A 26,997-nucleotide genomic window follows, 5' to 3' on the forward strand; every position below is an offset into this window, starting at 1 on the left:
TTCTCTCAGGAGTTTCGCCCGGCCTTGTGCCGGGCTTTTTTCATTTCAGTGACCCGTCCTGACTAAGGTTGACACTTTTCCCGCAGCAATGAGGAGAGTGTCTTGGATATAGATCGGAAACGAACCCAACGCGACTACACGCTGGCTTTTAAGCTGGCGGTCGTTGAGGAAGTGGAAAAAGGCGAACTGACGTACAAGCAGGCGCAACACAAGTACGGAATCCAGGGGAGGTCCACGGTGCTGGTATGGTTACGCAAGCACGGACTACAGGACTGGAGCGGCTCGTTGCCACAGGGCGCCCGGTACGCGACGATGGAAAAGCAAGGTAAAGCCAAGCCCCGCACGCCGGAGCAGCGCATCAAGGAACTGGAAGTCCAGTTGCGCGAGGCGCAGGAGAAGGCGCGACTGTTCGAAGCAGTGATCGACGTGATTCAGAAGGAGCACGGGGTACGCGTCGTAAAAAAGCCTTCGGGCAAGTCCTCGCGCAAGAGCTCGTCCAAGGGCTAAGCGTTAGCAGGGCTTGCCGTTACTTTGGCATCAGTCGCCAGGCGTACTACAAGCGCCGCCACAGCGAGCTTCGACAAACGGCCCGAGACGCCAGGATCTGCGCATTGGTCACCGAAGTGCGGCTGCGCCAACCCCGTTTGGGCACGCGAAAACTGCAGCGGGTTCTGCAGGCGCCGCTGGCGAAGGCAGATATCCGGGTGGGCCGAGACCGGCTATTTGATGTTCTGCGCGCAGCCAGGCTGCTCGTGAAACCGCATCGGGCGTATCACAAGACCACTAACAGCCATCACCGTTTCCGGTGCCATCCCAATCTTCTCAAGGAGGGGCCGCAGAAGGTAGTGCCCACGGCGGCCGAGCAGGTCTGGGTCGCTGACATTACGTACCTTCCCACCACCCAGCAGACCGTCTATCTGAGTCTTGTTACGGATGCCTGGTCGCGCAAGATCGTGGGCTACCATGTCCATGACAGCCTGCAGACCGAGCAGGTGAGCCAGGCGCTGAAAATGGCACTACGCTCGCGCCGGACCCGGCAGACGCTGGTACATCATTCGGATCGAGGAATTCAATACTGCGCGACCTACTACCAGGCCATCCATCAGCGGCACGGTTTGACCTGTTCCATGACCGACGGCTACGACTGCTACCAGAACGCCATGGCCGAGCGCATCAACGGCATCCTCAAGAGCGAATTCCTGCTGAACCGACCAACTGACCTGCAGCAAGCGGCTCGCATGGTGAAGGAGTCCGTACAGATCTATAACCGTGAACGCCCCCATCAAGCCCTGAAATACAAAACGCCCGATGAGGTTCATCGGGCGTCTATTACCTTGGAACGCTAGGCGCCCACGGCGCCACAAAACCTGTCAACCTATGTCAGGACTTGACACAGGCGTCCGCCGCTGGCGACCGGGCCAGGCGGAAAGCGGATGCGGCGGCTTTTTCGCAAAGTGCTTAAATCCGATCTTAAAAAGCTTCAATTGTTTTTGAGGGGGGGCGCACATACAGTGCCAGTGAGGCAGTTTCCTCCACCTGCAGAACGCTCCCCGTATCTGTCAGGCCATTTGAAAGCGCGGCTCCGGCCGCGCTTTTTTTTCCTCCCGGCCTTGCTGGCAGGCCGCCCGGAAGTGCTTCGGATTCCTCTTAGGGCCCCCCCTTTTATTCCGGGCCCCCATCCCCATATCCGTATCCCTTATCCCTTATGCCGGCGCTCGCATATGCTTAATCAGGCGGCGCCAGCAGCCAATTGGCCGTTCCTCTACAATCTGGGCGAACGATAAAGACGATCAATAGGATGTTTATGGTCCCGCATCTCATCACCGCGCTGAACGGTCCGCTGCTCGAGCTGGAAAAAAAGATCCTGGATGCGACGCCGTCCATCGAGCGCTGGTTCAGGCTGGAATGGCAGGAACATACGCCTCCGTTCTACTGTTCGGTCGACCTGCGCAACGCCGGCTTCAAGCTGGCCCCGGTCGATACCAACCTGTTCCCGGGCGGGTTCAACAACCTGGCGCCTGAAATGCTGCCGCTGGCAGTCCAGGCGGCGATGGCGGCGATCGAGAAGATCTGCCCCGACGCCAAGAACCTGCTGCTGATCCCCGAGCGCCACACCCGCAACATGTTCTACCTGCAGAACGTGGCGCGGCTGTCGCTGATCATGCGCCAGGCCGGCCTCAACGTGCGCCTGGGCTCGCTGTCCGAAGACATCACCGAACCCACGCCAATCGAGCTTCCCGATGGCCAGACGCTGGTGGTGGAGCCGCTGGCGCGCCTTGGCGCGCGTGGCCGCCGCCTGGGCCTGAAGGACTTCGATCCCTGCTCGATCCTGCTCAACAACGATCTCTCCGCCGGCATTCCCCCGATCCTGGAGAACATCAACGAGCAATACCTGCTGCCGCCGCTGCACGCGGGCTGGTCCACGCGCCGCAAGTCGAGCCATTTCTCGGCCTACGACGAAGTCGCCAAGAAGTTCGCCAAGCTGATCGACGTTGATCCGTGGATGGTCAACCCGTACTTCGCCAAGTGCGGGGGCATCGATTTCCATGAGCGCATTGGCGAGGAGGCGCTGGCCGACTCGGTCGAAGCCGTGCTCAAGAAGATCGCCAAGAAATACCGCGAGTACGGCATCAAGGAAACGCCGTATGTCGTGGTCAAGGCCGATGCCGGCACCTATGGCATGGGCATCATGACCATCAAGGATCCGTCCGAGATCAAGGGGCTGAACCGCAAGGAACGCAACAAGATGAGCGTCGTCAAGGAGGGCCTTGAGGTCAACGACGTCATCATCCAGGAAGGCGTGCACACCTTCGAGAAGGTCAACGAGGCGGTGGCCGAGCCGGTGGTGTACATGATCGACCGCTATGTGGTCGGTGGCTTCTACCGCGTCCATACCGGGCGCGGCAACGACGAGAACCTGAATGCGCCGGGCGCGCATTTCGTGCCGCTGGCGTTCGCGCCCAACGGCATTCCGGACAGCCATGCCAAACCGGGCGCGGCCGTGCCTAACCGCTTCTATATGTATGGTGTGGTGGCGCGGCTGGCTTTGCTGGCGGCGTCGCTGGAACTCGAGAAGACCGACCCCAATCCGATTCTCTGAGACAAACGCTGCGACCGGGACGAGCCAACATGCGCATTCTGTTTATTACCGACCCGCTGGACACCTTCAAGACCTACAAGGACTCGACCTACGCCATGATGGTGGAGGCGGTCGAGCGCGGCCATGAGCTCTTTGCCTGCCTGCAGTCGCAACTGTCGCTGTCGGCCCATCAGGTCGAGGCGGTGGTGCGCCCGCTGCAACTAACGGGCGACGCCCATGACTGGTACCGCGCGGGCGAGCCCGGCCTGCAGCCGCTGACCGGCTTCGATGCGGTCGTGATGCGCAAGGATCCACCCTTCGACATGGAGTACGTGACCAGCACCTGGTTGCTGGAGCTGGCCGAGTCGCAGGGCGCCAATGTGTTCAACAAGCCGCAGGCGATCCGCGACCATTCCGAAAAGCTGGCGATTGCCCGCTATCCCGAATACATCACGCCGACCCTGGTCACCCGTGACGCGGATCGTATTCGCGCGTTCCACGCGGAGCATCGTGATGTGATTTTAAAGCCGCTTGATGGCATGGGCGGGATGGGGATCTTCCGGGTCGGTGCGGAAGGCCTGAATCTTGGCGCCATCATCGAGACGCTGGGGGAGAACGGTGCGCGCACCCTGATGGTGCAACGTTATATTCCTGAGATCAAGGACGGCGACAAGCGCATCCTGCTGATCGGCGGCGTGCCCGTGCCGTACTCGCTGGCGCGTATTCCCAAGGATGGCGAAGTGCGCGGCAACCTGGCGGCGGGCGGGACCGGCCGTGCCCAGGAACTCTCGGCGCGCGATCGCGAGATCGCCGAGGCGCTGGCCCCGGGCCTGTGGGAACAAGGCCTGCTGCTGGTTGGGCTGGATGTGATCGGCGACTACCTGACCGAGGTCAATGTGACCAGCCCGACGTGCTTCCAGGAAATCACGCAGCAGACCGGGTTCCAGGTGGCTGCCATGTTCATCGACGCCCTCGAGCACGCGGTACAGGCGCGTTCGCGCTGAATCACGGGCGGGCTGCCTGCTACAATCGCGTCAATCCAACGGATTCACCACCATGGCAGGCATCCTGATCATCGCGCACGCCCCGCTGGCTTCGGCATTGCGCGAGTGCGCCGCCCACGTCTACTGCGGCCAGCCCCAACGGCTCGAGGCGCTCGACGTCATGCCGGACGCTGAGCCCGCCGCCGTGCTGGCCGAGGCCCGGCGCCGCCTGGCCGAAGTCTGCGAAGACAACGGCGCACTGGTGTTGACCGATATCTTCGGCGCCACGCCGGCCAACATTGCGGCCCGCCTCGCCGAGCCAGGCCGCGTCAAGGTGCTTGCCGGCGTCAACCTTCCCATGCTGGTGCGCGCCATCTGCTACCGTGCCGAGAAACTCGACCAGCTCGCCCTCAAGGCGCTGGCAGGGGGCTCGCAGGGTGTGCTGCAGGTAGGCTCCACCACCGTCCAGAACCAAATCGCAAATCATCCCGACAAATATGCTGCAGAGGGACACCAACATAATCAATAAGCTTGGGCTGCATGCCCGTGCTTCCGCCAAGCTGACGCAACTGGCGGGCAACTTCGTCAGTCAGGTCAAGATGTCGCGCAATGGTCGTCAGGTCGACGCCAAAAGCATCATGGGCGTGATGATGCTGGCCGCCGGCATCGGCTCCACCGTGACCATCGAGACCGACGGGCCCGATGAGCAGGAGGCCATGGACGCCTTGCTGGCGCTCATCGCCAATCGCTTCGGCGAAGGGGAGTAGGAGGCCGGGTACGGCATGAAAGGCGGCAGTACCGAGCGTGGCGGCAGGCCTGGCCGGGGCCGCTTCGCCGCATCCTGAAGCCGTTTCCAAGGTGGCTGGCCCTTGCCAGATTTTTTAAACGTTCCTGACGGAGCGGTACATGCCATTTGCCCTGCACGGCATCCCGGTTTCGCGCGGCGTGGCCATCGGGCGCGCGCATTTGCTGGCGCCTGCCGCGCTTGATGTCTCCCATTACCTGGTCGACGAAGACCGGCTTGATGCCGAGGTCGAGCGCCTGCGTTCGGCGCGCGCGGCGGTGCGGGCCGAGCTGGTTACGCTCAAGCGGGATCTGCCGCGCGAGGCGCCGGAAGAACTGGGCGCCTTCCTCGACGTGCATGCCATGATCCTCGATGACGAGGCGCTGGCACGCGAGCCGGAAGCGCTGATCCGCAACCGGCGCTACAACGCCGAATGGGCGCTGACCACGCGGCTCGAAGAGCTGATGCGCCAGTTCGACGAAATTGAGGACGAATACCTGCGCGAACGCAAGGCGGACATCCGTCAGGTGGTCGAGCGCATCCTCAAGGTGCTGGCCGGCGCGGCCGTACTGGCCCCGGCCCCGGTGCCGCCTTCCTCCCTGGCTCCTGACGGCGAGCCCGCGCCCGGCGTGATCGTGGTCGCCCACGACATCTCGCCGGCCGACATGCTGCAGTTCCGCCACACCGTGTTCCACGGTTTCGTGACCGACCTTGGCGGACGCACTTCCCATACCGCCATCGTGGCGCGCAGCCTCGACATCCCCGCCGCCGTGGGCGTGCAGAGCGCCAGCGAGCTGATCCGCCAGGACGATTGGGTCATCATCGACGGCGATGCGGGCCTGGTCATCGTGGATCCGTCCGCGATCATTCTCGAGGAGTACCGCCACCGGCAGAGCGAGCGCGCGCTGGAAAAGAAGCGCCTGCAGCGCCTGCGCCATACGCCCGCGGTGACGCTGGACGGGCTCGAGATCGACCTGCTGGCCAACATCGAGATGGCGGAGGATGCCACCGCGGCGCTGACCGCGGGTGCGGTTGGCGTGGGCCTGTTCCGCTCCGAATTCCTATTCATGAACCGGCGTGGCGAGCTGCCCGACGAGGAGGAGCAATTCGAGGCGTACCGCGGCGCGGTGGACGCCATGCACGGGCTGCCCGTCACGATCCGCACCATCGACATCGGTGCCGACAAGCCACTGGATGGCCGCGACGGCCGGGATGGCCGCGGCGACGATTTCGAGACGGCCCTCAATCCGGCGCTGGGCTTGCGCGCGATCCGCTGGTCACTGTCCGAGCCGGCCATGTTCCTGACCCAGTTGCGCGCGCTGCTGCGTGCCTCGGCCTTTGGCCCGGTGCGGCTCCTGATCCCGATGCTGGCGCATGCCCGCGAGATCGACCAGACCCTGGACCTGATCGCGCAGGCCAAGCGCCAGCTCGACGCGCGCGGCCAGGCGTTCGACCCCAACATCAAGGTCGGGGCAATGATCGAGATCCCGGCCGCCGTGCTGATGCTGCCGCTGTTCCTGCGGCGCATGGATTTTCTCTCCATCGGCACCAACGACCTGATCCAGTACACGCTGGCCATCGACCGTGCCGACAATGCCGTGGCGCATCTCTACGACCCGCTGCACCCGGCGGTGCTGCAACTGATCGCCCGCACCATCCGCGAGGCTAACCGCGCCGGCGTGCCGGTGGCGGTGTGTGGCGAGATGGCTGGGGACCCCGCCATGACGCGCCTGCTGCTGGGCATGGGGCTGCGCGAGTTCTCGATGCATCCCTCGCAATTGCTGCGGGTCAAGCAGGAAGTCCTGCATGCCGATTGCGAGCGGCTGGAGCGGCTGGTTGAGCAGGTGCTGAGTGCTTACGAGCCGGAGGAGCTCGCTTGCGCGTTGAAACTGCTTTGACAACCCTGATTTCGTTAAGGTCTTTACGAAAATCCAACGCCGTGTAGATAGGGTTCGGATCACTTTTCTGCCGGTTGTGACGTTCCCTGTCTCTGCAATCTCCGGGCTAAGTGCCGCGTTCTTGGCATGTACCCTTTGTGGTTTAATGGGAATTGTTATCATTTTCGATCTCTGATATTCTGACGTACATCGCGGGTGACATGCCGGTGTCACCCCTCTCCCAAGGAGGGATTTGTGTACGTTTGCATCTGCAATCAGGTTACCGACCGAGAAATTCACGGTGCTGCGCATCTAGGCGTGTCCACGCTCGACGAGCTGGCCGAAACGCTAGGTGTTGGCACCTGCTGTGGCCGCTGCCGCGAATGCGCCCAACAGGTGCTTTGCGAAGGCGTCGCGGCGGTACGCAACGTCAAGGTTTCCACCATCCAGGTCGTGCCCATTTCTTCCTGTTCGTCGTCAGGCCCACGTGCCATAATGGACACTCGGGACCCGGCAGTCGCGAACGACCAGCGCACTGAGCTGGTTGCTTAAACTCGCCCGCACCTTTCAGGTTACGGCGCATGTTCGCTTGTTTTGACTGCCTGCGGCGCGCCTTGCGCCGCTTCGCGTTTTTGCGGGGGCCCGTTGCAACAAGGAGCCTCCAATGAAAGGTGACAAGAAGGTCATCCAGCATCTGAACGCGCAGCTGAAGAACGAGCTGACCGCGATCAACCAATACTTCCTGCACGCTCGCATGTACCGCCACTGGGGCCTGAAGAAGCTCGGCGATATCGAGTACAAGGAATCCATTGGCGAGATGAAGCATGCCGATCGCCTGATCGATCGCATCCTGATGCTTGACGGCCTGCCCAATCTGCAGGATCTCAACAAGTTGCTGCTGGGCGAAGACACCCCGGAAATGCTCAAGTGCGACCTGAAGCTCGAGCAAGGCGCGCATGCCACCGTCAAGGAAGGCATTACGTATTGCGAATCGGTGGGCGACTACGTCAGCCGCGAGATCCTGGTCGAGATCCTGACCGATACCGAAGAGCACATCGAGTTCCTCGAGACGCAGCTCGACCTGATCGACAAGGTCGGCCTGCCGAACTATCTGCAGTCGCAGATGGAGCCGGGCGAGCAATAAGCCGCCCAGCAGCCGGCCGCGAGTTCGCAAGAACCCAGTGGCCGCGACCGCGCGGCGCCACTCGGTGCTGACGGTTCCGCCCGCATCCAGGCGGTAACCCTTATCATTCAGATTCCCATTCTTCTCCCCTTCGGCCTCGCCGCCCTTGCCAGGGCCGGTGTTCGCGCTCAACTTGAGCGCGATCCGCCTATGCTGCGGAGAGGGGAGCCGAATCGGCATCGCACAACGCAACACACCACACCAAACCAAACCAAACGACAGGAGCCAGCATCATGGCAGACCCGATCCGCCTGACGCAGTACAGCCATGGTGCCGGCTGCGGATGCAAGATTTCGCCGCAGGTGCTCGACGTGATCCTTGCCGGCAGCGGCAACCAGCATCTCGATCCGCGCCTGTGGGTCGGCAATGCCTCGCGCGACGATGCGGCGGTCTATGCGCTGGATGGGCTGGAGGAGGGCCGCGGCGTGGTCTCCACCACCGATTTCTTCATGCCGATCGTCGATGACCCGTTCGACTTCGGACGCATCGCTGCCACCAACGCCATCAGCGACATCTATGCGATGGGGGGCGATCCGCTGCTGGCCATCGCCATCCTCGGCTGGCCGGTCAAGCTGCTGCCGCCCGAGGTGGCGCGCGAAGTGGTGGCCGGTGGGCGCCGTGCCTGCGAGGAAGCGGGCATCCCGCTTGCCGGCGGGCATTCCATTGATGCACCCGAACCCATCTTCGGGCTTGCGGTGACTGGCGTGGTCGACCGCGCGCACCTGAAACGCAACGACACGGCGACTGCCGGCTGCCGTCTGTACCTGACCAAGCCGCTGGGCATCGGCGTGCTGACCACCGCCGAGAAGCAGGGCAAGCTGCGCACCGAGGATATCCACCTGGCGCGCGACTGGATGTGCGTGCTCAATCGTCCCGGCAGCCGCTTCGGCAAGCTGGCCGGCGTGCGGGCCATGACGGATGTGACCGGCTTTGGCCTGCTGGGGCACCTTGTCGAGATGGCAGACGGCAGCCGACTCACAGCGCGTCTTGACCACGCCGCCGTGCCGTTGCTGCCGGAAGTGCTGCGCTACGTCGAGGCCGGCTGCGTGCCTGGCGGCACCCAGCGCAACTTCGATAGCTACGGCGCGCGGATCGGCGCCGGAATCAACAACCGGGGCGGCGCGTTGAGCGAGGTGCAGCGCGCCTTGCTGTGCGATCCGCAGACCAGCGGAGGCTTGCTGGTGGCGGTCGAGCCTGCCGGCGAGGCCGGTTTCCATGCCGCCTGCGCGGAGTTTGGCCTGGCACTGGCGCCGGTCGGCGAATTCGTCGAGCAGGGCCGGTACGCCGTCGAGGTGATCTGATGCGCGAGGATACGGCCGACTTTCGCCAGCTCTTTCTTTCCGGCGCGCCGCTGCTCGATGCGCGCGCGCCGGTGGAGTTCGCGCGCGGCGCGTTTCCAGGCGCGGTCAACCTGCCGCTGATGGACGATGCCGAGCGGCACCAGGTTGGCTTGTGCTATGAGGAGCAAGGGCCGCAGGCCGCGCTCGCGCTAGGCCACCAGTTGGTGAACGGCGAGATCCGCGCGACGCGAACCGCGGGCTGGGCGGCGTTTGCGCGGGCGCATCCCGACGGCTACCTGTATTGCTTCCGTGGCGGCCTGCGCTCGCAGATCGTGCAGCAATGGCTGCGCGAGGATGCCGGCATCGCTTATCCGCGTGTGACGGGCGGCTACAAGGCGATGCGTAGCTTCCTGATCGAGACCCTGGATGCGGCCGCCGCCGAATGCAGCCTGCTGGTGCTGGGCGGCATGACCGGGAGCGGCAAGACCGAGCTGATTGCCGACCTGGTCACGGGTCAGGGCGGCAGCCGGGACGCCGCCATCGACCTGGAGGGCCAGGCTCGCCACCGCGGGTCCAGCTTCGGCCGGCGCACGGTGGCGCAGCCCACGCAGATCGATTTCGAGAATGGCCTGGCGATTTCGCTGCTGCGCCATCGCGCGGCCGGGTTGCCGGCGCTGGTAGTCGAGGACGAGGGGCGCTTCATCGGCGCGCGCAACCTGCCGCAGGCCTTCTACCAGGCGATTCAGGTGGCACCGCTGGTCTGGCTGGAGGAATCCTTCGAGGCGCGCGTGCACCGCGTGCTGGGAGACTACGTGCTTGGCTTGTCGGCGGAATTCATGGCGGCACTGGGTGAGCAGGCGGGTTTCGCCGCTTACGCGGCGCGCCTGCGCGATGCCATGGCGGCCATCGCCAAGCGGCTCGGCGGCACGCGCTACGAGCGGCTCTCGGATTTGCTGGACCAAGCGCTGGCGCGCCAGGAGGAAACGGGCGAGACCGACCTGCATCTGGGCTGGATCGCCTTGCTGCTGCAGCAATACTACGACCCGATGTACGCCTACCAGCGCGAACAGCGCGAGGCCAGGATCGTGTTCCGCGGCGAGCGCGCCGCGGTGCTGGCTTTCCTGCGTGAGCGCACCCGCGCCTGAACGCGCGCAGCCCGCCTAGGGGGCGGCTTGCGCGTGCGCGCCACCGCAGACTTCGCAATCGGCCACGCGCGCGAGGCGCATCGTGGTCCATTCCATGCCAAGCGCATCGACCATCAACAGGCGGCCGGCCAGCGTGGTGCCGACGCCCATCAGCAGCTTGAGGGCCTCGGCCGCCTGCACCGTGCCCACCATTCCCACCAGCGGCGCGAACACGCCCATGGTGGCGCAAGCCACTTCCTGCGCCGGCTGCGAGGGCGGGAACAGGCAGGCATAGCAGGGCGCGCCTGGCTGGCGGTGGTCGAACACGCTGATCTGCCCGTCGAAGCGCAGGGCCGCGCCGGACACCAGAGGCACGCTGTGCTGCACGCAGGCGCGGTTGACGGCCTGGCGCGTGTCGAAGTTGTCGCAGCAATCGAGCACGACGTCGGCATCGGCCACCAGGTGCGCCAGCTCCGCGGCGCCCACGCGTGCCTGCACCAGGCGCACGTCGATGCCCGGGTTGATGCGCAGCATGCCCTCCCGCGCCGACTCCACCTTGGGGCGTCCGACATTGGCGGTGGTGTGGATCACCTGGCGCTGCAGGTTGGTCAGGTCGACCACGTCGTCATCGACCACGGTGATGGTGCCCACGCCGGCCGAGGCCAGGTAGGGCAGGGCGGCGGCGCCCAGGCCGCCCGCGCCGATCACCAGCGCGTGGCTGGCGAGCAACCGGCTCTGGCCCTCGATGCCGAGTTCGTCGAGCAGGATATGCCGCGAATAGCGCAGCAGTTGATCGTCGTTCATGCGTCGTTCATGGCGAGCAATGCAAAAGCGGCCCCGCAGGGCCGCTGTTACGCATCAGGATTTCAGGGAGCCTTGCCGGTCGGCGTGCCCAGCGGCGTTCCAATCGGGGCGCTGGCCGGCGGCGCGGCGGCCGGTGCCTTGGTGGCCGGCTTGGCCGGGGTAGCCGCCTTGGCCGCCGCGGGCTTGGACGGCTTGTCCGACGTGGCCACGGCTTCGAGCTTGGACTTGGAGCGCTTGACCGGCTGGCCTTCGAGCTGGGCGATGGCTTGCTGCAGCATGAAGTCCTCGGCCGAGCCGAACTCGATCGGCTTCTTCTTGCGTTCCTTGTCGCGCTCTTCCGGCGTCTTCTTGGCGTTTTCTTCCTCAAGACGGCGCAGTTCCTCGACGCGGCGCTGCTCGCGCTCGTTCATCTCGGGCTCTTCCGATTCCTGCTTGTTGTGCAGGTGGCGCTCGGTGTCGATCTCGCGGGTGATCAGCGCGTCGTCGGGATCGCCTTCCGGGTTCTGGTCGACCGGGATGTCCGGGCGGATGCCCTTGGCCTGGATCGACTTGCCCGTCGGCGTGTAGTAGTACGCGATGGTCAGCTTGATGCCGGTGTCGTTGGTGAGCGGGCGCACGGTCTGCACGGAGCCCTTGCCGAACGTGGTCTTGCCCATGATCAGCGCGCGCTTGTGGTCTTGCAGCGCGCCGGCAACGATTTCGGAGGCCGACGCCGAGTAGGCGTTGGTCAACACCACCATCGGGATCTTTTTATACAGCGCCGGCAGGTCCTTGAGCGGATCGTCCTCGAGCGAGGACAGCCGGTAGTTGTTGAACGTGGTCTTGTAGACGCGCTTGGCATCCGGCACCTGGCCGTTGGTCGAGACCACGGTCACGTCGTCGGGCAAGAAGGCTGCCGCCACGCCGACCGCGCCCTGCAGCACGCCGCCGCCGTTGTTGCGCAGGTCCAGGATCACGCCCTTCAGGTTGGGGTTCTTCTGGGCCAGTTCGTCCAGTTTCTTGCCCAGGTCGGCCACCGTGCGTTCCTGGAAGCTGGTCAGGCGGACCCAGGCGAGGCGGTCATTGTCGATCAGCTTGGCCTTGACCGACTGCACGCGGATCTCCGCACGCGTGATCGACACCGGGAAGGTGCGTTCGTCGCTCTTGCGATAGATGGTCAGCGTGACCTTGGTGCCCGGTTCGCCGCGCATGCGCTTGACCGCCTGCTCCAGCGGCAGGCCGCGCACGGGCTTGTCGTCGATGCGGGTGATCAGGTCGCCGGGCTGGATGCCGGCGCGGAAGGCGGGGGTGTCTTCGATCGGGTTGATCACCTTGACCAGACCTTCTTCCTGCGAGATTTCGATCCCCAGGCCGGCGAAGCGTCCGCGCGTGCCTTCCTGCAGTTCCTTGAAGTCCTTCTCGTCCAGATAGGCCGAATGCGGATCCAGGCTGGCGACCATGCCTTTGATGGCTTCGGTCAGCAGCTTCTTGTCATCCACCGGCTCGACATATTCGCGCTTGATCTGGCCGAAGATGTCGGCCATCAAGCGCAACTGCTCCAGCGGCAGCGGCCCCGGCGAATTCTGCGCCGTGGCCGATAGTTGCAGCGTGGCGAGCACGCCGGCAACGAGTCCGGCAGTAACAAGACTGATGTTCTTGAGCGTCTTACGCATGAGGGCTGCCTGAACGTGTGAGGATTGTGCTGTGTCGGAGCCGGCCTGGCGCATCGCACCGGCCGGATTTGTCCGACAGTATAAGAGGGAGCAGCAAAAAAGGCCTGGCCCACTGCCTGAGGCGGCCGGGCGAGCCTCGCGGCGCTCGCCCGGGCCGGGCCTCAGTTTGCCTTGCCTTGGTTCGCCACGGCGGCCAGGGAGGCTGCGATCGCTTCCTGGTCGCCCAGGTAGTAATGACGCAGCGGGCGCAGGTCGGCGTCCAGCTCGTACACGAGCGGGGTGCCATTGGGGATGTTGATGCCAACGATGTCGTCATCCGAGATCTGGTCGAGGTATTTCACCAGCGCGCGGATGCTGTTGCCATGGGCGGCGATTACCACGCGCTTCCCCGCTTTGATGTCGGGGGCGATGGATTCGTTCCATAGCGGCAGCACGCGTTCGACCGTGTCCTTCAGGCATTCGGTCAGCGGAATCTGCTCGCGCGGCACTTGAGCGTAGCGCGGATCGTCGTAAGCCGCACGCGGATCGTTCGCTTCGAGCGCCGGCGGCGGGGTGTCGTAGCTGCGGCGCCATACCAGTACCTGCTCGTTGCCGAACCTGGCGGCGGTCTCGGCCTTGTTCAGGCCGGACAGCGAACCATAGTGGCGTTCGTTCAGGCGCCATTCGTTCCGGACCGGAATCCACATCAGGTCCATTTCGTCCTGCACATGCCACAGCGTGCGGATGGCACGCTTCAACACCGAGGTGTAGGCTACATCGAAGGCCAGCCCTGCCTCGCGCAGCAGCTTGCCGCCCAGCTTGGCCTGGGCCACGCCGGTGTCGGTGAGGTCGACGTCGACCCAGCCGGTGAAGCGGTTTTCGAGATTCCACGTGGATTCGCCGTGGCGGATGAGAACGAGTTTGTACATGCTGCTTCCAAAGCGTGAGAAACCTGTGTGCGCCCTGCCACATACCGCCGCACATGTGTCAACTAGGAGACAATAGCGGGTCGCGGGCGCCAAACCGTCTATTTTATAATGCCGCCGACTCAACCCACCGGAATGCCAACGTGAATTTCTTCGCCGACTACAACAACCTTGCCTTGATCGCCCTCGCCGTCGTGTCGGGCGGCCTGCTGGCGTGGCCCACCATCTCGCGCGGAACCTCCGGCAAGACCGTCAACCCGGCCGCCGCTACCCAGCTGATCAACAAGCGCAATGCCGTGGTCGTGGATATCCGGGAAGCCACCGAATACGCCAAGGGCCACCTGCCGCAAGCCAAGAGCGCGCCACTTGCCGACCTGGCAAGCCGTGCCGCCAGCCTTGCAAAGGACAAGTCCGTCCCCATCATCGTCGTGTGCCAGACCGGCCAGCGCTCGGGCAAGGGTCAAGCAGCCCTGAAGGAAGCCGGTTACAGTGAGATCTATTCGCTCGAAGGTGGCCTTGCCGCCTGGCAGCAAGCCGGTCTGCCCGTCGTCAAGTAAGCGGCGCAGGCAAGCGACACAGGCAAGCGGCGCCGGGGGCACGTCTTCCGTTGCCGCCGCTGTCCTGGCTTGCGAGCACCCGACCAACCTCCGGATTCCGTTTTTCAAGGAGATGCGCATGGCCCGCGTTGTAATGTACAGCACGGTAGTTTGTCCGTATTGCCAGATGGCCGAGCGCCTTCTGAAGGCCAAGGGCGTGGAGGCGATCGAGAAGATCCTGATCGACCGCGAGCCCGGCAAGCGCGAGGAAATGATGAGCCGCACCGGTCGCCGTACCGTGCCGCAGATCTACATCGACGAGACCCATGTCGGTGGCTTCGACGACCTCTCGGCGCTCGATCGCCAGGGTGGCCTGGTGCCGCTGCTGGCAGCCTGAAGCGCCGCCTGCCCCGCTGCGGGTGAATTCGCCACCCGCGTCATGTACCATATACGTTTTCCAACCGGGTGCCGACCCGGGCCATGACCCTGGGCCAATCCCGCCCGGGATGCCAATGTCCCGCACGCCTGGCCCCCCAACGCCCATTTTTCCGGAAGCCTTTCATGAGCGACCAGCAGAACAATCAGCAGGAAGACCAGCCGTTCTTCAACATCCAGCGCGTGTACCTGAAGGACATGTCGCTCGAGCAGCCGAATTCGCCCGGCATCTTCCTCGAGACCGAAGCGCCGGCCGTGGAAGTGCAGGTGAACGTGGGTGCCTCGCAACTCCAGGAAGGCATCTTCGAAGTCGTGGTGACCGGTACCGTGACCACCAAGGTGCAGGACAAGGTTGCCTTCCTGGTGGAAGCCCACCAGGCCGGCATCTTCGATATCCGCAACGTGCCGGTGGAGCAGCTCGACCCGCTGCTGGGCATTGCCTGCCCGACCATTCTCTACCCGTACCTGCGTAGCAATATCGCCGACGTGATCACCCGCGCCGGATTCCAGGCTATTCATCTGTCGGAAATCAACTTCCAGGCCCTGTACGAACAGCGCCTGCAAGCCGCGATGGAAGAAGCGGAAACCGCGCAAGGTGGCAACAGCGGCATCGTGATGCCCGACGGCAGCCAGGCTCGTCACTGATCCTGCTGCAGGATGTCGCAAAGACGGGGCTTCGGCCCCGTTTTGTCTTTCCGGTTCGCGTCATTCGTGGCGCGCAAGGCTTAAGGCTTCGAGGCCGAACAAGCGAGGCAACCCGCCATGAAAATCACTGTCTTCGGTGCAGGTGCCTGGGGCACCGCGCTCGCCAGCCATGCCGCCGCGGCCCACGATGTGGTGCTGTGGGGGCGTGATGCCGCCCAGCTGGCCGCTATCGGCGCCGACCGCGTCAATGCTACCTACCTGCCCGGCGTGCCGCTGTCCGGGCGGCTTGTGGTGGAACCCGATTTCGAGCGGGCCGCGGCGCATGCCGATGTCGAACCCGATGGCCTGGTGATCGTCGCCACGCCGGTCTCGGGCCTGCGCGAAATGACGCGCAGGCTGGCCGCGAGCCAGGCCGGGGGCTTGCGCATGCTCTGGCTGTGCAAGGGTTTTGAAGCTGGCACCAATGCGTTGCCGCACCAGATGGTGCGGGAAGAGCTCACCGCCGCCGGCCGTCTTGCCGACACCAGCTACGGTGTGCTGACCGGCCCCAGTTTTGCCCGTGAAGTGGCGCTGGGCCTGCCCTGCGCGCTGACCGTGGCGGGCACTTCGCCGGCGCTGTCCGAGCTGGCTCAGCAGGCTTTCCATCACCATGCCATGCGCATCTACGGCAGCGATGACCTGGTCGGCGCCGAGGTGGGGGGGGCAGTCAAGAACGTGCTGGCGATTGCCACCGGCGCCAGCGATGGCCTGGGCCTTGGCCTGAACGCGCGCGCCGCGCTGGTGACGCGCGGCCTGGCCGAGATGACCCGGCTCGGCATGGCATTGGGAGGACGCGTCGAAACCTTCATGGGCCTGGCCGGTATGGGCGACCTGATCCTGACCGCCACGGGCGACCTCTCGCGCAATCGCAAGGTCGGCCAGCAACTGGCGCAGGGCAAGACGCTGGCGCAGATTCTGGCCGAGCTTGGCCACGTTGCCGAAGGCGTGCGCTGCGCGCAGGCCGTGGCGGCGCTGGCCGCGGCCAAGGGCGTCGATATGCCGATCACGCGCGCGGTATGTGCCGTGCTCTTCGAGGGGCTGCCCGCCGCCGACGCGGTGGCGCGGCTGCTCCAGCGCGATGCACGCGATGAGTGAGCGCGCGATGGAAGATCGTCGCCGCCTCCTGAAGGCCCTTGCCGCCTGCGCCATGCCCGGCGTGGCTGGCACTGCGCTGGCCACGCCCGCATCCGCCCAGCCCTGGCCGGTAAAGCCGATCCGCATGGTGGTGCCGTTCCCGGCAGGGTCCTCGCCCGACCTGATCGCGCGCCTGCTGACCGAGAAGCTGGCTGCAGCGCTCGGACAAGCGGTCGTGGTGGAGAACCGCCCGGGCGCCGGCGGCAATATCGGTACCGGCATGGTGGCCAGGGCCGCCCCGGACGGCTATACCTTGCTGCTCACCATCAACGGGCCGCTGGTCACCGCGCCCACCTTGTCGCGCCATCTCGGCTACGACCCGGTGCGCCAGCTCGCCCCCGTGTCGCTGGTGGCGACTTCGCCCAATGTGCTGGTGGTGGATGCCCGCCTGCCGGTGCATGACGTGCGGGAGTTCGTGGCCCTGGCCCGCTCCCGGCCGGGTGTGCTGAACTACGGGTCGGTCGGCAACGGCAGCGCCGCCCACCTGGCCATGGAGCAGCTCAAGGCGGCCGCCGGCATCGACCTGCAGCACATCCCCTATCCGGGGTTTGCGCAGATCACCACCGCCATGGTCGGCGGCCAGGTGCAGGCCGGCTTCATGGTGCCGGTCATCGCCATGCCGCTGGTGACCGCCGGCAAGCTGCGCATCATCGCGGTCACCACCAGCGGGCGCACCAGCTTGCTGCCCGCGGTGCCAACCGTGGCGGAATCCGGCTATCCCGGCTTCGAGGCGATCTCATGGCAAGCGGTGCTGGCCCCGGCGGGCACGCCCGCGCCGGTGATCGACCGGCTCTATCGCGAATTGGTGGCCATTATCGGCAGCGAGGACGTGCGCGCCAAGATGCGCGCCCAGTATTTCGTGCCGGCCGGCACCGCGCCGCAATCGCTGCGCCAGACCATGGCGAGCGAGAAGGTGCGGTGGGACAAGGTGATCCGTGCGGCGGGCGTGCAGCCGGAATAGGGAAGGGCGCGGGCGGCGGCCTCAGGCGCCGCCGGCAAAGCCGTTCTGGCGCCAGGCTTCGAACACCACGACCGCGACGGTATTGGAGAGGTTGAGGCTGCGGTTGTCCGGGCGCATCGGCAGCCGGATGCGCTGCGCGGTGGGAAACCATTCGCGCCGCTCCGGCGCCAGGCCGCGCGTTTCCGAGCCGAACACAAACCAGTCCCCGGGCTGGAAGCTCACCTGGCCGAAGGGCGTCGAGCCATGCGTGGTCAGCGCGAACATGCGGGCCGGGTCGGGTCGCTCGCTTTCCATCAGCGCGTCCCAGTTCTCGTGCACGCGCATGCTGGCGTACTCGTGATAGTCCAGGCCGGCGCGGCGCATGCGCGCGTCTTCCAGCGGAAAGCCGAGCGGCTTGACAAGGTGCAGGCGCGCACCGGTGTTGGCGCACAGCCGTATCACATTGCCGGTGTTCGGCGGGATCTCGGGTTCGACCAGGACGACATTGAACATGGGGGAGGGGCGGGCCAGGGGCGCCGCAGCCGTGAAACGCTGGGCAGCTTACCCTGCCGGGCGCCGGCTGTCACGCCGGGCCCGGCGTGCGCAAGGCGACCACCAGCGTCACGCGCGCCGCGCCGTTGGCCTTCAGGACCCGTGCCGCTTCGCCCAAGGTGGCGCCGCTGGTCATCACATCGTCGACCAGGCCGACATGCTGGCCTGCAACGTCATGGCTGGCCCCGAGGCCGAAGGCATCCTGCAGGTTGGCCTGCCGCGCGGGCAGGTCCAGCGTGGCTTGGGCCGGGGTGTCGCGCAACCTCGCCAGCAGCGTTGGCGCGGCGCGCACGCCCAGCCGGCGCGCCAGCGGCCGGGCGATTTCCCAGGACTGGTTGAAGCCGCGCTCGGCAAGGCGCTGCGCGGACAGCGGGATCGGCGCCAGCACATCGGGCAGGGCCAGGCCGGATCTGCCGGACTCGGCCTGCCAGCGGCGCGCCAGTTCGCCCCCAAGCCAGTCCGCCAGCGGCAGCACGCCGCCGAACTTCAAGGCCAGCACCAGGCCGTCCTGCGGGCGGGCGTAGTCGCCCAGCACCAGCGCGTCGTCGAAAGGCGGCGGCTCGTAGCGGCACTGGGCACAGAGCGAGGCTGCGCCTGGCCCGGCGGAGCGCCCGAGCGGCCGGGCGCAGCAGCGGCAACGCGGCAGCGGCGCCAGCAACTCCAGCGCGCAACCTGCGCAGACGGTTTCGTCCTGCACGGTGCCGCAAAGTGCGCAAGCCGCTGGCAGGAGCGTGCGCAGCAAGCGCCGCGCGTGATGGCGCAGCGCGCTTTCGCCCGGGCGCGCCTGCGGGCACGGCACGGGCGCAACTGCCGCATGCGGCACGTCGGGGCCGTCGGCGGCAGGCCCGGCGGTGGGCGCGTATACTTGCGATCCTGTTGCGGCGCCCGCCGGCGCGCGCACCGCATGCCCGACGGCCGCTTCACGCCGGCCGTCATCCTCATTCTTAGTTTCTTGTTGCCTGGTTTGACCGTGTCCCTGCATGACGCCGACTCCCCCGATGCCTATTTGCCGCCCACGCGGCTGACCCGCCTCGCCTTCGACCGGCGCAGCGCCGGATTCGGCCAGCTGGACTTCCTGCTGGGCGAGATCGGCCAGCGCATGCAGGAACGCATGCAGATGATCCGGCTGGCGCCGGCGCGCGCGCTCGATATCGGCTGCGGCCACGGGCGCGGCCTGGCCGCGCTGCGCGCCCAGTACCCGGATGCGCAGATCGCCGGGATGGATATTTCCGGCGCCATGCTGCGCGAGGCCGCCCAGCGCGATCCCCAGCGCCAGTCCGGATGGCTGGGGCGCCTGCTTGGCAAGCGCCCGACTTTCGACCTGGTGCAGGGCGATCTTGCCACATTGCCTTTCGCCCCGGCCAGCTTCGACCTGTTGTGGTCCAACCTGGCGCTGCACTGGCACCCCGAGCCGCACCGGGTGTTCCCGGAGTGGCACCGGGTCACCCGCGACGAAGGCCTGGTGCTGTTCTCGCTGTTCGGGCCCGATACGCTGGCGCAACTGCGCGCCGCCTTTGCCGAAGTGGATGGCGACGCCCACACGTTGCGCTTCGTCGACATGCATGATATCGGGGACATGCTGGTGCACAGCGGCTGGTCCACGCCCGTGATGGACATGGAGACCCTGACGATCACCTATGAGTCGCCGCGCACGCTGCTGCGCGAAGTGCAGGCCTTCGGCGGGCTGCGCCTGCCGGCTGGCGCGAGCCAGGGAGGGCTGCGCGGGCGCCGCTGGCTTGCGGCGCTGCTGGCTGCGCTGGAGCGCCAGCGCAATGCCGAGGGGCTGATCCCGCTTACGTTCGAGATCGTCTACGGGCATGCGTGGAAGCTGGCGCCGCGCGGCAAGCAGGCTGTCGATGAGCTCGGCCACGCTGTGGTTCCGCTCGACAAGATCGGGCGCGCGCGGCAGCGCAAGTAACGTCCGCGGCGCTGCTGCACGCATCGGCGGCGCAGTCAAGCGGCCTGTGGCTGGCACCGTGCCGATGCACAAAAACTTGTCGCGCGCTAGCCCCTTGGTCAAGTAGCGGCCTTGTCCGAGTAGGCGAAGCGCCCTATAATGCGCCAGTTTGTCGCAGTGGTCTCCCTGGCACAATTTGCCCGAAATCGCACTTCAATGGTGCGTCCCAGGCGCAATCGTCCAGGCGTGCATCCAGCGCAGAGTAGTTGGCGATGCAAGGTTGGCGATGCAAGACTTGGGTATCGCACTCCAGACGGCGCAAGACAAATCCGGCGGCAGTTCCGACGGATTTGGCCCGCCGGACAAAGACTGGCTGATGAAGCGGAATTGTTCGCTGTCTCCGCGCCAGGTTGGCTGGTTTTACCTCTCAATCGTCAGTGTTTCGCTCGCCATCGCTTTGTTCTTCGCGTGGCGAGGGTCATGGCTCGTGCTTCCCTTTGCCGGGCTGGAACTGCTGGGGCTTGGCATCGCCCTGCTGGTGCACGGGCGGCATGCGTCGGACTACGAGCGCATCAGCCTCGTCGACGGCAGGCTGGTAGTGGTTTCGGTCAGTGCAGGGCAGCTGACACGGCATGAATTCAACCCGCTATGGGTGCGGGTTGAACCGGGTGAATCATTACGGGCGCTGGTGTTGCTGCGCTCGGGCAAGAGCGCTGTGCGGGTGGGGTGTTTTCTGGACCCGTACAAGCGGCGAAAGTTCGCGCAGGAGCTCGCATCGGCTTTGCGTTGCCTCTGAGAGGCAGCGGGGGCGGGCGGGTCACAGATTTGAATCTGTAAAATGGGTAGATAACAAATGAAAATGTGGAAGAAGGCATCCGCAGCGTGTCTGGTGGGGGCGTCCCTGCTCACCGGCCATGCAGCCCTGGCAGTGGAAGACATGCCAGGTGGCCCCGCCGTGCGACAGCTCAATCTGACCGAGCCGGTCACCAAGATCGCCGAGCAGATTCACTGGCTGAACTGGATGATGCTGATCATGTGCACCGTGATCTTCATCGGCGTGTTCGCGGTGATGTTCTACTCCGTGTTCACGCACCGCAAGTCCAAGGGCGCGAAGTCGGCCTCCTTCCACGAAAGCATCACCGTCGAGGTGATCTGGACCATCATCCCCTTCCTGATCGTCATCGGCATGGCCCTGCCCGCCACCAAGACGGTCGTGGCGATGAAGGACACCACCAACGCCGACCTCACCATCAAGGCCACTGGCTACCAGTGGAAGTGGGGCTACGACTACCTGAAGGGCGACGGCGAGGGGATTTCCTTCGTGTCCACCCTGACCACCCCGCGCGAGCAGATCAACAACGAGGCCCCCAAGTCGAACACCTACCTGATGGAGGTGGACAACGAGATGGTGGTGCCCGTGAACAAGAAGGTCCGCATGGTGCTGACGGCCAATGACGTCATCCATGCCTGGATGATCCCGGCCTTCGGCGTCAAGCAGGATGCCATCCCCGGCTTCGTGCGCGACACCTGGTTCAAGGCCGAGAAGGTTGGCGTGTACCGTGGCCAGTGCGCAGAGCTGTGCGGCAAGGAACACGCCTTCATGCCGATCGTCGTGCGCGTCGTCTCCGACGCCGACTACGCCAAGTGGGTCGACGGCAAGAAGAAGGAGCTCGCCGCCAAGGCGGACGATCCCAACAAGACCTGGACCCTGGACGAGCTCAAGGCCCGTGGCGAGAAGGTCTACACCGCCAACTGCGCGGTCTGCCACCAGCCTAACGGCAAGGGCGGCGGCGCCTTCCCGGCTCTCGACGGCTCCAAGATCGTCAATGGCCCGGACGCAGGCCAGATGCATATCCTGCTGGAAGGCAAGGGTGCCATGCCGGTGTGGAAGCACCTCTCCGATACCGAGCTCGCTGCCGTCATGACCTACACCCGCAACAACTGGGGTAACAAGACGGGTGAAGTGATTCAACCGAGCGATTTCGTGAATGCGCGTGCCGGCAAGTTCCGCGAAGGCGGCGGCGCACCTGGCGCGAGCGGCGACGCCGCGCCCAAGACGGAAGACAAGCCCGCTGCCAAGCAGGCCAGCGCCGCGGGCGACCGCGCCGCAGGTTGAACAGGATTTCAGGAGTTTTCGCGATGAGTACTGCTACCCCGGACGCGCTCGCCCACCCGCACGACCACGCGCATGACGATCACCACGATCAACCGCATGGCTGGCGCCGTTGGCTGTTTGCCACCAACCACAAGGACATCGGCACGCTGTACCTGCTGTTCTCGTTCACCATGCTGCTGTCTGGCGGCGTGCTGGCACTGCTGATCCGTCTCGAGCTGTTCGAGCCGGGCTTGCAGTTCTTCCGCCCGGAACTGTTCAACCAGTTCACCACCATGCACGGCCTGATCATGGTGTTCGGCGCGATCATGCCGGCCTTCGTCGGCTTTGCCAACTGGATGATCCCGCTGCAGATCGGCGCATCCGACATGGCGTTCGCGCGGATGAACAACTTCAGCTTCTGGCTGATGCCCCCGGCAGCATTGCTGCTGGTGCTCTCGTTCTTCGCACCGGGCGGCGCCACCGCCGCCGGCTGGACCCTGTACGCGCCGCTGTCGGTGCAGATGGGCCCCGGCATGGACATGGCAATTTTCGCCATGCACATCATGGGCGCGTCGTCGATCATGGGCTCGATCAACATCATCGTCACGGTGCTCAACATGCGCGCGCCCGGCATGACGCTGATGAAGATGCCGATGTTCTGCTGGACCTGGCTGATCACCGCCTACCTGCTGATCGCCGTGATGCCGGTGCTGGCTGGCGCCATCACCATGGTGCTGACCGACCGTCACTTCGGCACGAGCTTCTTCTCGGCTGCCGGCGGCGGCGACCCGGTGATGTACCAGCACATCTTCTGGTTCTTCGGCCACCCCGAGGTCTACATCATGATCTTGCCGGCGTTCGGGATCGTCTCGCACGTCGTGCCGACCTTCGCCCGCAAGCGCCTGTTCGGCTATAGCTCGATGGTCTACGCGACCGCTTCGATCGCCATCCTGTCGTTCATCGTGTGGGCTCACCACATGTTCACGACCGGCATGCCCGTGACCGGCCAGTTGTTCTTCATGTACGCCACCATGCTGATCGCGGTGCCGACGGCTGTGAAGATCTTCAACTGGATCGCCACCATGTGGCGTGGCTCGATGACCTTCGAGACCCCGATGCTGTTCGCGATTGGCTTCATCTTCGTGTTCACCATCGGTGGCTTCACCGGCCTGATGCCGGCGGTGGCCCCGATCGACATCCAGTTGCAGGACACCTACTTCATCGTTGCCCACTTCCACTACGTGCTGGTGGCGGGCTCGCTGTTCGCGATGTTCTCGGGCTTCTACTACTGGGGTCCGAAGTGGAGCGGTTTCATGTACAACGAAACCCGCGGCCAGATCCACTTCTGGGGCTCGATGATTTTCTTCAACATCACCTTCTTCCCGATGCACTTCCTGGGCCTGGCCGGCATGCCGCGTCGCTATGCCGACTACCCGACCCAGTTCGCGGATTTCAACGCGATCGCATCGATCGGCGCACTGGGCTTCGGCCTGATGCAGGTGTATTTCTTCTTCTTCGTGGTGCTGCCGTCCTACCGTGGCGGCAAGGCAGCCGGGGACAAGCCTTGGGATGGCGCCGAGGGCCTGGAATGGACCGTGCCGTCGCCGGCCCCGTTCCACACCTTTGAAGTGCCGCCGCAAGTCAAGTAAGCCGCAGTCAGGCAAGCCGCAATAAGCACGGAAGGATGGGCACTGCCCGTCCTTCCGCGCCACGCAAGCAAGGTGTTATGCAGGATCCAAACAAAAGTCCATCGCAGGCAGACCGCAAGGCCGCCAATCGTCGTCTCGGCCTGATCCTCTTCTCGATCGTGATGGTTTTCTTTTTGGGTTTCTTCGCCAAGATGATCTTTCTCGGCTGAAGCTGCAGGGTATTGAGATGAGCGCGAACCAGCAGTCAAGCAATGCCACCGACAAGAAGTTCAACCGCGGGATGATGCTGCGGCTGTTGGTGGTGGTGGCGTTGATGTTCTCGTTTGGCTATGCGCTGGTGCCGCTGTACAAGAAGATCTGCGAGATCACCGGCCTGAACGTGGTGACCACGCGCGACCTGTACGGTGGCCAGGTCAAGAACACGCAGGTGGACAAAACCCGCACGATCACGGTCGAGTTCGACTCCAATGCGCGCGGGCCCTTTGCCTTCCGTCCGGTCAAGCGCAGCATGGAAGTGCACCCGGGCGAGATGACCACCATCGTCTACGAAGTGGCGAACGGCCAGGCACGCGATATCTCGGCGCAGGCCATCCCGAGCTACCTGCCCAAGCTGGCCACGCAGTATTTCAAGAAGATCGAGTGCTTCTGCTTCAAGGAGCAGACGCTGAAGGCGAAGGAAGCACGCGAGATGCCGGTTGTGTTCGTGATCGATCCGGACCTGCCGAAAGACGTGAAGAACATTACGCTGTCCTATACCTTCTTCGAGATCGGGACGCCTGTGGCGCAAGCGCCGCAAGGCCCCCTCGACGCGCAGCCGGCAGGCGCAGGCAAGGGCATTTGAGTTTGCAGGCGAGGCAGGTTGCAGGGGAAAAGCCGTGGATGAGATGAAGGACGCGGTCAAGCGCAAGATGTCATTCGCGCAGACGCTGCGCGCGGTGTTCTGGTCGTTTATCGGCCTGCGCAAGGGCAGCGAGCATGAGCGCGACATGGCACAACTCAACCCGGTCCATGTGATCATTGCCGGCCTGATCGGGGTAGCCATCCTGATCGCGGTGCTGATCACGGTCGTGCGTGTGGTGGTAGGGTGAGGCCATGCAGCGCAAAGCACGGGCAGGGCAGGAGTAAGTAAAAAGAGCAGGGCAAAAGCATGCCGCCGGCCTTGTCAGGGCTGGATGTGCGGATAACGATTACTGAATCAGAGACTCTGAGCTGGAGAAAAAAGAATGAGTGCGAACCGCGCAAACGCTCCGTACTACTTCGTACCGGGCCCCTCGCGCCATCCGATCACGGCTAGCTTTGGCTTGCTGCTGACGGCTGGGGGTGCTGCTGGCTGGGTAAACGGGCAGACCTGGGGGCCTTACCTGTGCGGCCTGGGCCTGCTGTGGTTCCTGTTCGTGCTCAAGAGCTGGTTCGGCGAGGCGATCAACGAATCCGAGACGGGCAAGTACGGCAAGAACATCGACCTGTCCTTCCGCTGGTCGATGGGCTGGTTCATCTTCTCCGAGGTGATGTTCTTCGCGGCGTTCTTCGGCGCGCTGTTCTACGCCCGCAACATCGCCATGCCGTGGCTCGGCGACCTGAACAACAAGATCCTGTGGCCCGACTTCGCCGCCGTATGGCCGAACCTCGGACCGGCCGGCGTCGTGGAAAGCTTCCAGACCATGGGCCCGTGGCCGATCCCCACGATCAACACCGCTCTGCTGCTGATGTCCGGCGTGACGCTGACCTGGGCGCACCATGCGCTGCTGGCCAACAAGCGTAGCCAGCTGATTCAGGGCCTGGTGCTGACCATCCTGCTGGGCGCGGTCTTCATGTGCTTCCAGGTGTACGAATACCACCACGCGTATTCGGAGCTGAACCTCAAGCTGACCTCGGGCATCTACGGTTCCACCTTCTTCCTGCTGACCGGCTTCCACGGTTTCCACGTGACGCTCGGCGCGATCATGCTGACGGTGGTGCTGGTGCGCGTGCTCAAGGGCCAGTTGACGCCCGATCATCACTTCGCATTCGAAGGCGCCGCCTGGTACTGGCACTTCGTCGACGTGGTGTGGCTGTTCCTCTACATCGTGGTGTACTGGCTGTAAGACACCCGATTGCAGTGCCCGCCGGCCACGCCGGCGGCATCGCGGGGGAGGTTCTCCTCCTTCGCGAGGAACAACAAAAAACAAGCGCCGCAGGGGAAGTAGCCAGCCTGCGGCGCTTGTTTTTTGTGGTTTGAACCTGGCGCAGCCGGGCCGCGCCGGTTTCAGGGCGCCAGCTTCAGGGCGCCATGCGGATGCCCGTGCTCTGTATCCATCCCATCCAGTGCGAGAACAGGATGAAGACGAACAGGGCCACCGAGAAGCCGACCCGGAACATCAGCGAGCGCATCATGTTTGGCGTCCCGCCGCGGTCGCGCATCATGAAGAACAGGGCGGAGGCCAGGCTACCGATGATGAGGAAGAACGCGATGAGGATGACGATGCGCATGGAGGGCCCGCAAGCGCGGGGTCTGCTAGGGATAGAGTGCCATTATCGCATCGGAGCGCGTGGCAACGCCCTCGGGAAATGCCAGGGAGGCCGCACGTGAAGCTGTGGCGCGCACTGAGCCCGCTGCCCACCGTTGCCGCGCTGGTGGTGATCGCAGTCACCTGTGCCTTGGGCAACTGGCAACTGAATCGGGCCCACGAAAAAGTGGCGCGGGCCGCGCGCCTTGAGGCGCTGGCCGCCCAGCCGTCGCTGGAGATCGGGCGCAGCCTGTTGGGGGGCGCGACGGCGGAGCGGCGCGTGCACGTGCGCGGGCGCTTCGATGCAGCGCATACGGTTTTGCTGGACAATCGCCCCCACGGCAACGGCACCGACAGCCGTGCCGGATTCATGGTGCTGACGCCGCTGCGGGTTGCCGGGGGCGATGCGGCTGCGCCGGCCGTGCTGGTGCTGCGCGGCTGGCTGCCGCGCGATGCGCAGGATCGCACCCATATTGCGCCGTTCCCGACGCCGCAAGGCGAGGTGGAACTGGACGGCACCGCGCTGGCGACCGTGCCCAGGGTCTTCAGCCTGGGCCGGGGCGCGAATGCCGAGGCCGGCCAGAAGATTCGCCAGAATGTCGATCTCGCCGCTTATGCATCGGAGCTTGGCGTGCCTCTGCAACCCTTTGTGCTGGAACAGCGCAACGACAACGGCGACGGGCTGGCGCGCGACTGGGCGCCAGCGGACATCGGCGCGGATCGCCACTATGGTTATGCCTTTCAGTGGTTCGGGCTGGCGGCGCTGACTCTGGTGCTGCTGGTGGCGTTGAGCTGGCGGCGCGCTGCCAGCATGACGGCTTGAGCATTCTCGGGGGTGGCACCCGCATCACCCACGAACCACAGCGGCGCGTTGCGGTCAGAAGAGCGCAACCGCCCCTAACGACAGACAGACGACAG

30 protein-coding genes are annotated in these 26,997 nt (G+C 65.0%); 24 read left to right on the forward strand and 6 right to left on the reverse strand.

Translation table 11 applies throughout. From position 1 onward, the window contains the following. The first annotated feature begins 102 nt into the window (after positions 1-102). From RR42_RS01770 to mnmH, 10 genes are all read left to right on the forward strand, one after another. Positions 103-1,346 (forward strand): IS3 family transposase gene (locus RR42_RS01770; RefSeq protein ID WP_144409723.1). Its coding sequence is split into 2 segments (ribosomal slippage): positions 103-456 and positions 459-1,346, totalling 1,242 coding nucleotides; the frame shifts between segments, so codons are not numbered across the junction. A gap of 458 nt (positions 1,347-1,804) precedes the next feature. Next, positions 1,805-3,100 (forward strand): glutamate--cysteine ligase, encoded by a 1,296-nt coding sequence (gshA, locus tag RR42_RS01775; protein WP_043351199.1) that lies wholly within the window; start codon positions 1,805-1,807, stop codon positions 3,098-3,100. Between the two features lie 29 nt (positions 3,101-3,129). Continuing rightward, positions 3,130-4,083: a glutathione synthase gene (gshB, locus tag RR42_RS01780; protein WP_043343310.1), complete on the forward strand. Its 954-nt coding sequence runs from the start codon at positions 3,130-3,132 to the stop codon at positions 4,081-4,083. Between the two features lie 52 nt (positions 4,084-4,135). After that, positions 4,136-4,591 (forward strand): PTS sugar transporter subunit IIA, encoded by a 456-nt coding sequence (locus RR42_RS01785; RefSeq protein ID WP_043343313.1) that lies wholly within the window; start codon positions 4,136-4,138, stop codon positions 4,589-4,591. Continuing rightward, on the forward strand, positions 4,560-4,829 hold the full coding sequence (locus RR42_RS01790; protein WP_035861002.1) for an HPr family phosphocarrier protein: 270 nt from the start codon (positions 4,560-4,562) through the stop codon (positions 4,827-4,829). Before RR42_RS01785 ends, RR42_RS01790 begins: the two co-directional genes overlap by 32 nt. Positions 4,830-4,968: 139 nt before the next feature. Then, a complete protein-coding gene (gene ptsP, locus RR42_RS01795) occupies positions 4,969-6,744 on the forward strand; it encodes a phosphoenolpyruvate--protein phosphotransferase (RefSeq protein ID WP_043343319.1) in 1,776 nt (591 codons plus the stop codon). Between the two features lie 234 nt (positions 6,745-6,978). Beyond that, the gene (locus RR42_RS38230) at positions 6,979-7,275 is read left to right on the forward strand and encodes a (2Fe-2S)-binding protein (RefSeq protein ID WP_082054783.1); all 297 of its coding nucleotides are present in this window, start codon (positions 6,979-6,981) and stop codon (positions 7,273-7,275) included. 112 nt (positions 7,276-7,387) lie between these two features. Next, positions 7,388-7,867 carry a bacterioferritin gene (bfr, locus tag RR42_RS01800; RefSeq protein ID WP_006159487.1) on the forward strand — a complete coding sequence of 160 codons (480 nt, stop codon included), beginning with the start codon at positions 7,388-7,390 and terminating at the stop codon, positions 7,865-7,867. A 272-nt stretch (positions 7,868-8,139) separates the two neighbouring features. Further along, the gene (gene selD, locus RR42_RS01805; RefSeq protein ID WP_043343322.1) at positions 8,140-9,207 is read left to right on the forward strand and encodes a selenide, water dikinase SelD; all 1,068 of its coding nucleotides are present in this window, start codon (positions 8,140-8,142) and stop codon (positions 9,205-9,207) included. After that, positions 9,207-10,331 carry a tRNA 2-selenouridine(34) synthase MnmH gene (mnmH, locus tag RR42_RS01810; RefSeq protein ID WP_043343323.1) on the forward strand — a complete coding sequence of 375 codons (1,125 nt, stop codon included), beginning with the start codon at positions 9,207-9,209 and terminating at the stop codon, positions 10,329-10,331. Before selD ends, mnmH begins: the two co-directional genes overlap by 1 nt. Positions 10,332-10,346: 15 nt before the next feature. On the opposite strand, the gene RR42_RS01815 is transcribed toward mnmH, so the two are convergent. The 3 genes from RR42_RS01815 to gpmA all read right to left on the reverse strand — a co-directional run bounded on the left by RR42_RS01815 (position 10,347) and on the right by gpmA (position 13,674). Continuing rightward, a complete protein-coding gene (locus RR42_RS01815) occupies positions 10,347-11,114 on the reverse strand; it encodes a HesA/MoeB/ThiF family protein (RefSeq protein WP_043343326.1) in 768 nt (255 codons plus the stop codon). Positions 11,115-11,176: 62 nt separating this feature from the next. Continuing rightward, positions 11,177-12,766 (reverse strand): S41 family peptidase, encoded by a 1,590-nt coding sequence (locus tag RR42_RS01820; protein ID WP_043343329.1) that lies wholly within the window; start codon positions 12,764-12,766, stop codon positions 11,177-11,179. 161 nt (positions 12,767-12,927) lie between these two features. Then, the gene (gene gpmA, locus RR42_RS01825; RefSeq protein ID WP_043343332.1) at positions 12,928-13,674 is read right to left on the reverse strand and encodes a 2,3-diphosphoglycerate-dependent phosphoglycerate mutase; all 747 of its coding nucleotides are present in this window, start codon (positions 13,672-13,674) and stop codon (positions 12,928-12,930) included. A 140-nt stretch (positions 13,675-13,814) separates the two neighbouring features. On the opposite strand from gpmA, the gene RR42_RS01830 reads away from it, so the two are divergent. The 5 genes from RR42_RS01830 to RR42_RS01850 all read left to right on the forward strand — a co-directional run bounded on the left by RR42_RS01830 (position 13,815) and on the right by RR42_RS01850 (position 17,421). Then, entirely contained in the window at positions 13,815-14,228 is a 414-nt protein-coding gene (locus RR42_RS01830; RefSeq protein ID WP_043343334.1) for a rhodanese-like domain-containing protein, read from the forward strand. 118 nt (positions 14,229-14,346) lie between these two features. Continuing rightward, positions 14,347-14,604 (forward strand): glutaredoxin 3, encoded by a 258-nt coding sequence (gene grxC, locus RR42_RS01835; RefSeq protein ID WP_043343338.1) that lies wholly within the window; start codon positions 14,347-14,349, stop codon positions 14,602-14,604. Positions 14,605-14,768: 164 nt separating this feature from the next. Continuing rightward, positions 14,769-15,287: a protein-export chaperone SecB gene (gene secB / locus RR42_RS01840; protein ID WP_043343340.1), complete on the forward strand. Its 519-nt coding sequence runs from the start codon at positions 14,769-14,771 to the stop codon at positions 15,285-15,287. Between the two features lie 117 nt (positions 15,288-15,404). Further along, positions 15,405-16,421: an NAD(P)H-dependent glycerol-3-phosphate dehydrogenase gene (locus tag RR42_RS01845; RefSeq protein WP_043343344.1), complete on the forward strand. Its 1,017-nt coding sequence runs from the start codon at positions 15,405-15,407 to the stop codon at positions 16,419-16,421. 7 nt (positions 16,422-16,428) lie between these two features. Then, positions 16,429-17,421: a Bug family tripartite tricarboxylate transporter substrate binding protein gene (locus RR42_RS01850; RefSeq protein WP_043343346.1), complete on the forward strand. Its 993-nt coding sequence runs from the start codon at positions 16,429-16,431 to the stop codon at positions 17,419-17,421. Between the two features lie 21 nt (positions 17,422-17,442). On the opposite strand, the gene trmL is transcribed toward RR42_RS01850, so the two are convergent. Further along, positions 17,443-17,913, reverse strand: coding sequence for a tRNA (uridine(34)/cytosine(34)/5-carboxymethylaminomethyluridine(34)-2'-O)-methyltransferase TrmL (gene trmL / locus RR42_RS01855; protein ID WP_043343349.1), 471 nt, complete (start codon positions 17,911-17,913; stop codon positions 17,443-17,445). A 70-nt stretch (positions 17,914-17,983) separates the two neighbouring features. Then, on the reverse strand, positions 17,984-18,934 hold the full coding sequence (locus tag RR42_RS01860; RefSeq protein WP_330218504.1) for a ComF family protein: 951 nt from the start codon (positions 18,932-18,934) through the stop codon (positions 17,984-17,986). Between RR42_RS01860 and RR42_RS01865 the strand changes: the two genes are divergently transcribed. The 8 genes from RR42_RS01865 to RR42_RS01895 all read left to right on the forward strand — a co-directional run bounded on the left by RR42_RS01865 (position 18,923) and on the right by RR42_RS01895 (position 25,677). Next, positions 18,923-19,870, forward strand: coding sequence for a methyltransferase domain-containing protein (locus tag RR42_RS01865; protein ID WP_144409727.1), 948 nt, complete (start codon positions 18,923-18,925; stop codon positions 19,868-19,870). The two genes, RR42_RS01860 and RR42_RS01865, sit on opposite strands and share 12 nt — an antisense overlap. A gap of 265 nt (positions 19,871-20,135) precedes the next feature. Further along, positions 20,136-20,645 (forward strand): DUF2244 domain-containing protein, encoded by a 510-nt coding sequence (locus tag RR42_RS01870; protein ID WP_043343353.1) that lies wholly within the window; start codon positions 20,136-20,138, stop codon positions 20,643-20,645. Between the two features lie 57 nt (positions 20,646-20,702). Then, positions 20,703-21,965 (forward strand): cytochrome c oxidase subunit II, encoded by a 1,263-nt coding sequence (coxB, locus tag RR42_RS01875; protein ID WP_043343355.1) that lies wholly within the window; start codon positions 20,703-20,705, stop codon positions 21,963-21,965. 23 nt (positions 21,966-21,988) lie between these two features. Then, positions 21,989-23,593 carry a cytochrome c oxidase subunit I gene (gene ctaD / locus RR42_RS01880; RefSeq protein ID WP_043343359.1) on the forward strand — a complete coding sequence of 535 codons (1,605 nt, stop codon included), beginning with the start codon at positions 21,989-21,991 and terminating at the stop codon, positions 23,591-23,593. 77 nt (positions 23,594-23,670) lie between these two features. Continuing rightward, positions 23,671-23,802 carry a cytochrome oxidase small assembly protein gene (locus RR42_RS40360; protein ID WP_236702028.1) on the forward strand — a complete coding sequence of 44 codons (132 nt, stop codon included), beginning with the start codon at positions 23,671-23,673 and terminating at the stop codon, positions 23,800-23,802. Between the two features lie 17 nt (positions 23,803-23,819). Then, positions 23,820-24,434, forward strand: a complete 615-nt coding sequence (locus RR42_RS01885) for a cytochrome c oxidase assembly protein (RefSeq protein ID WP_043343362.1) — start codon at positions 23,820-23,822, stop codon at positions 24,432-24,434. Between the two features lie 34 nt (positions 24,435-24,468). Beyond that, positions 24,469-24,681, forward strand: a complete 213-nt coding sequence (locus tag RR42_RS01890; RefSeq protein WP_043343364.1) for a DUF2970 domain-containing protein — start codon at positions 24,469-24,471, stop codon at positions 24,679-24,681. A gap of 135 nt (positions 24,682-24,816) precedes the next feature. Then, positions 24,817-25,677 (forward strand): cytochrome c oxidase subunit 3, encoded by an 861-nt coding sequence (locus tag RR42_RS01895; protein WP_006159467.1) that lies wholly within the window; start codon positions 24,817-24,819, stop codon positions 25,675-25,677. Positions 25,678-25,852: 175 nt separating this feature from the next. Here the strand turns inward: RR42_RS01895 and RR42_RS01900 are convergent, their stop codons facing one another. Further along, positions 25,853-26,062: a twin transmembrane helix small protein gene (locus RR42_RS01900; protein WP_043343367.1), complete on the reverse strand. Its 210-nt coding sequence runs from the start codon at positions 26,060-26,062 to the stop codon at positions 25,853-25,855. Between the two features lie 78 nt (positions 26,063-26,140). Between RR42_RS01900 and RR42_RS01905 the strand changes: the two genes are divergently transcribed. Then, positions 26,141-26,902, forward strand: coding sequence for an SURF1 family protein (locus tag RR42_RS01905; protein ID WP_043343370.1), 762 nt, complete (start codon positions 26,141-26,143; stop codon positions 26,900-26,902). The last annotated feature ends 95 nt before the right edge of the window (positions 26,903-26,997 follow it).

The sequence above is a fragment of the Cupriavidus basilensis genome, assembly GCF_000832305.1.
Classification (GTDB): domain Bacteria; phylum Pseudomonadota; class Gammaproteobacteria; order Burkholderiales; family Burkholderiaceae; genus Cupriavidus; species Cupriavidus basilensis_F.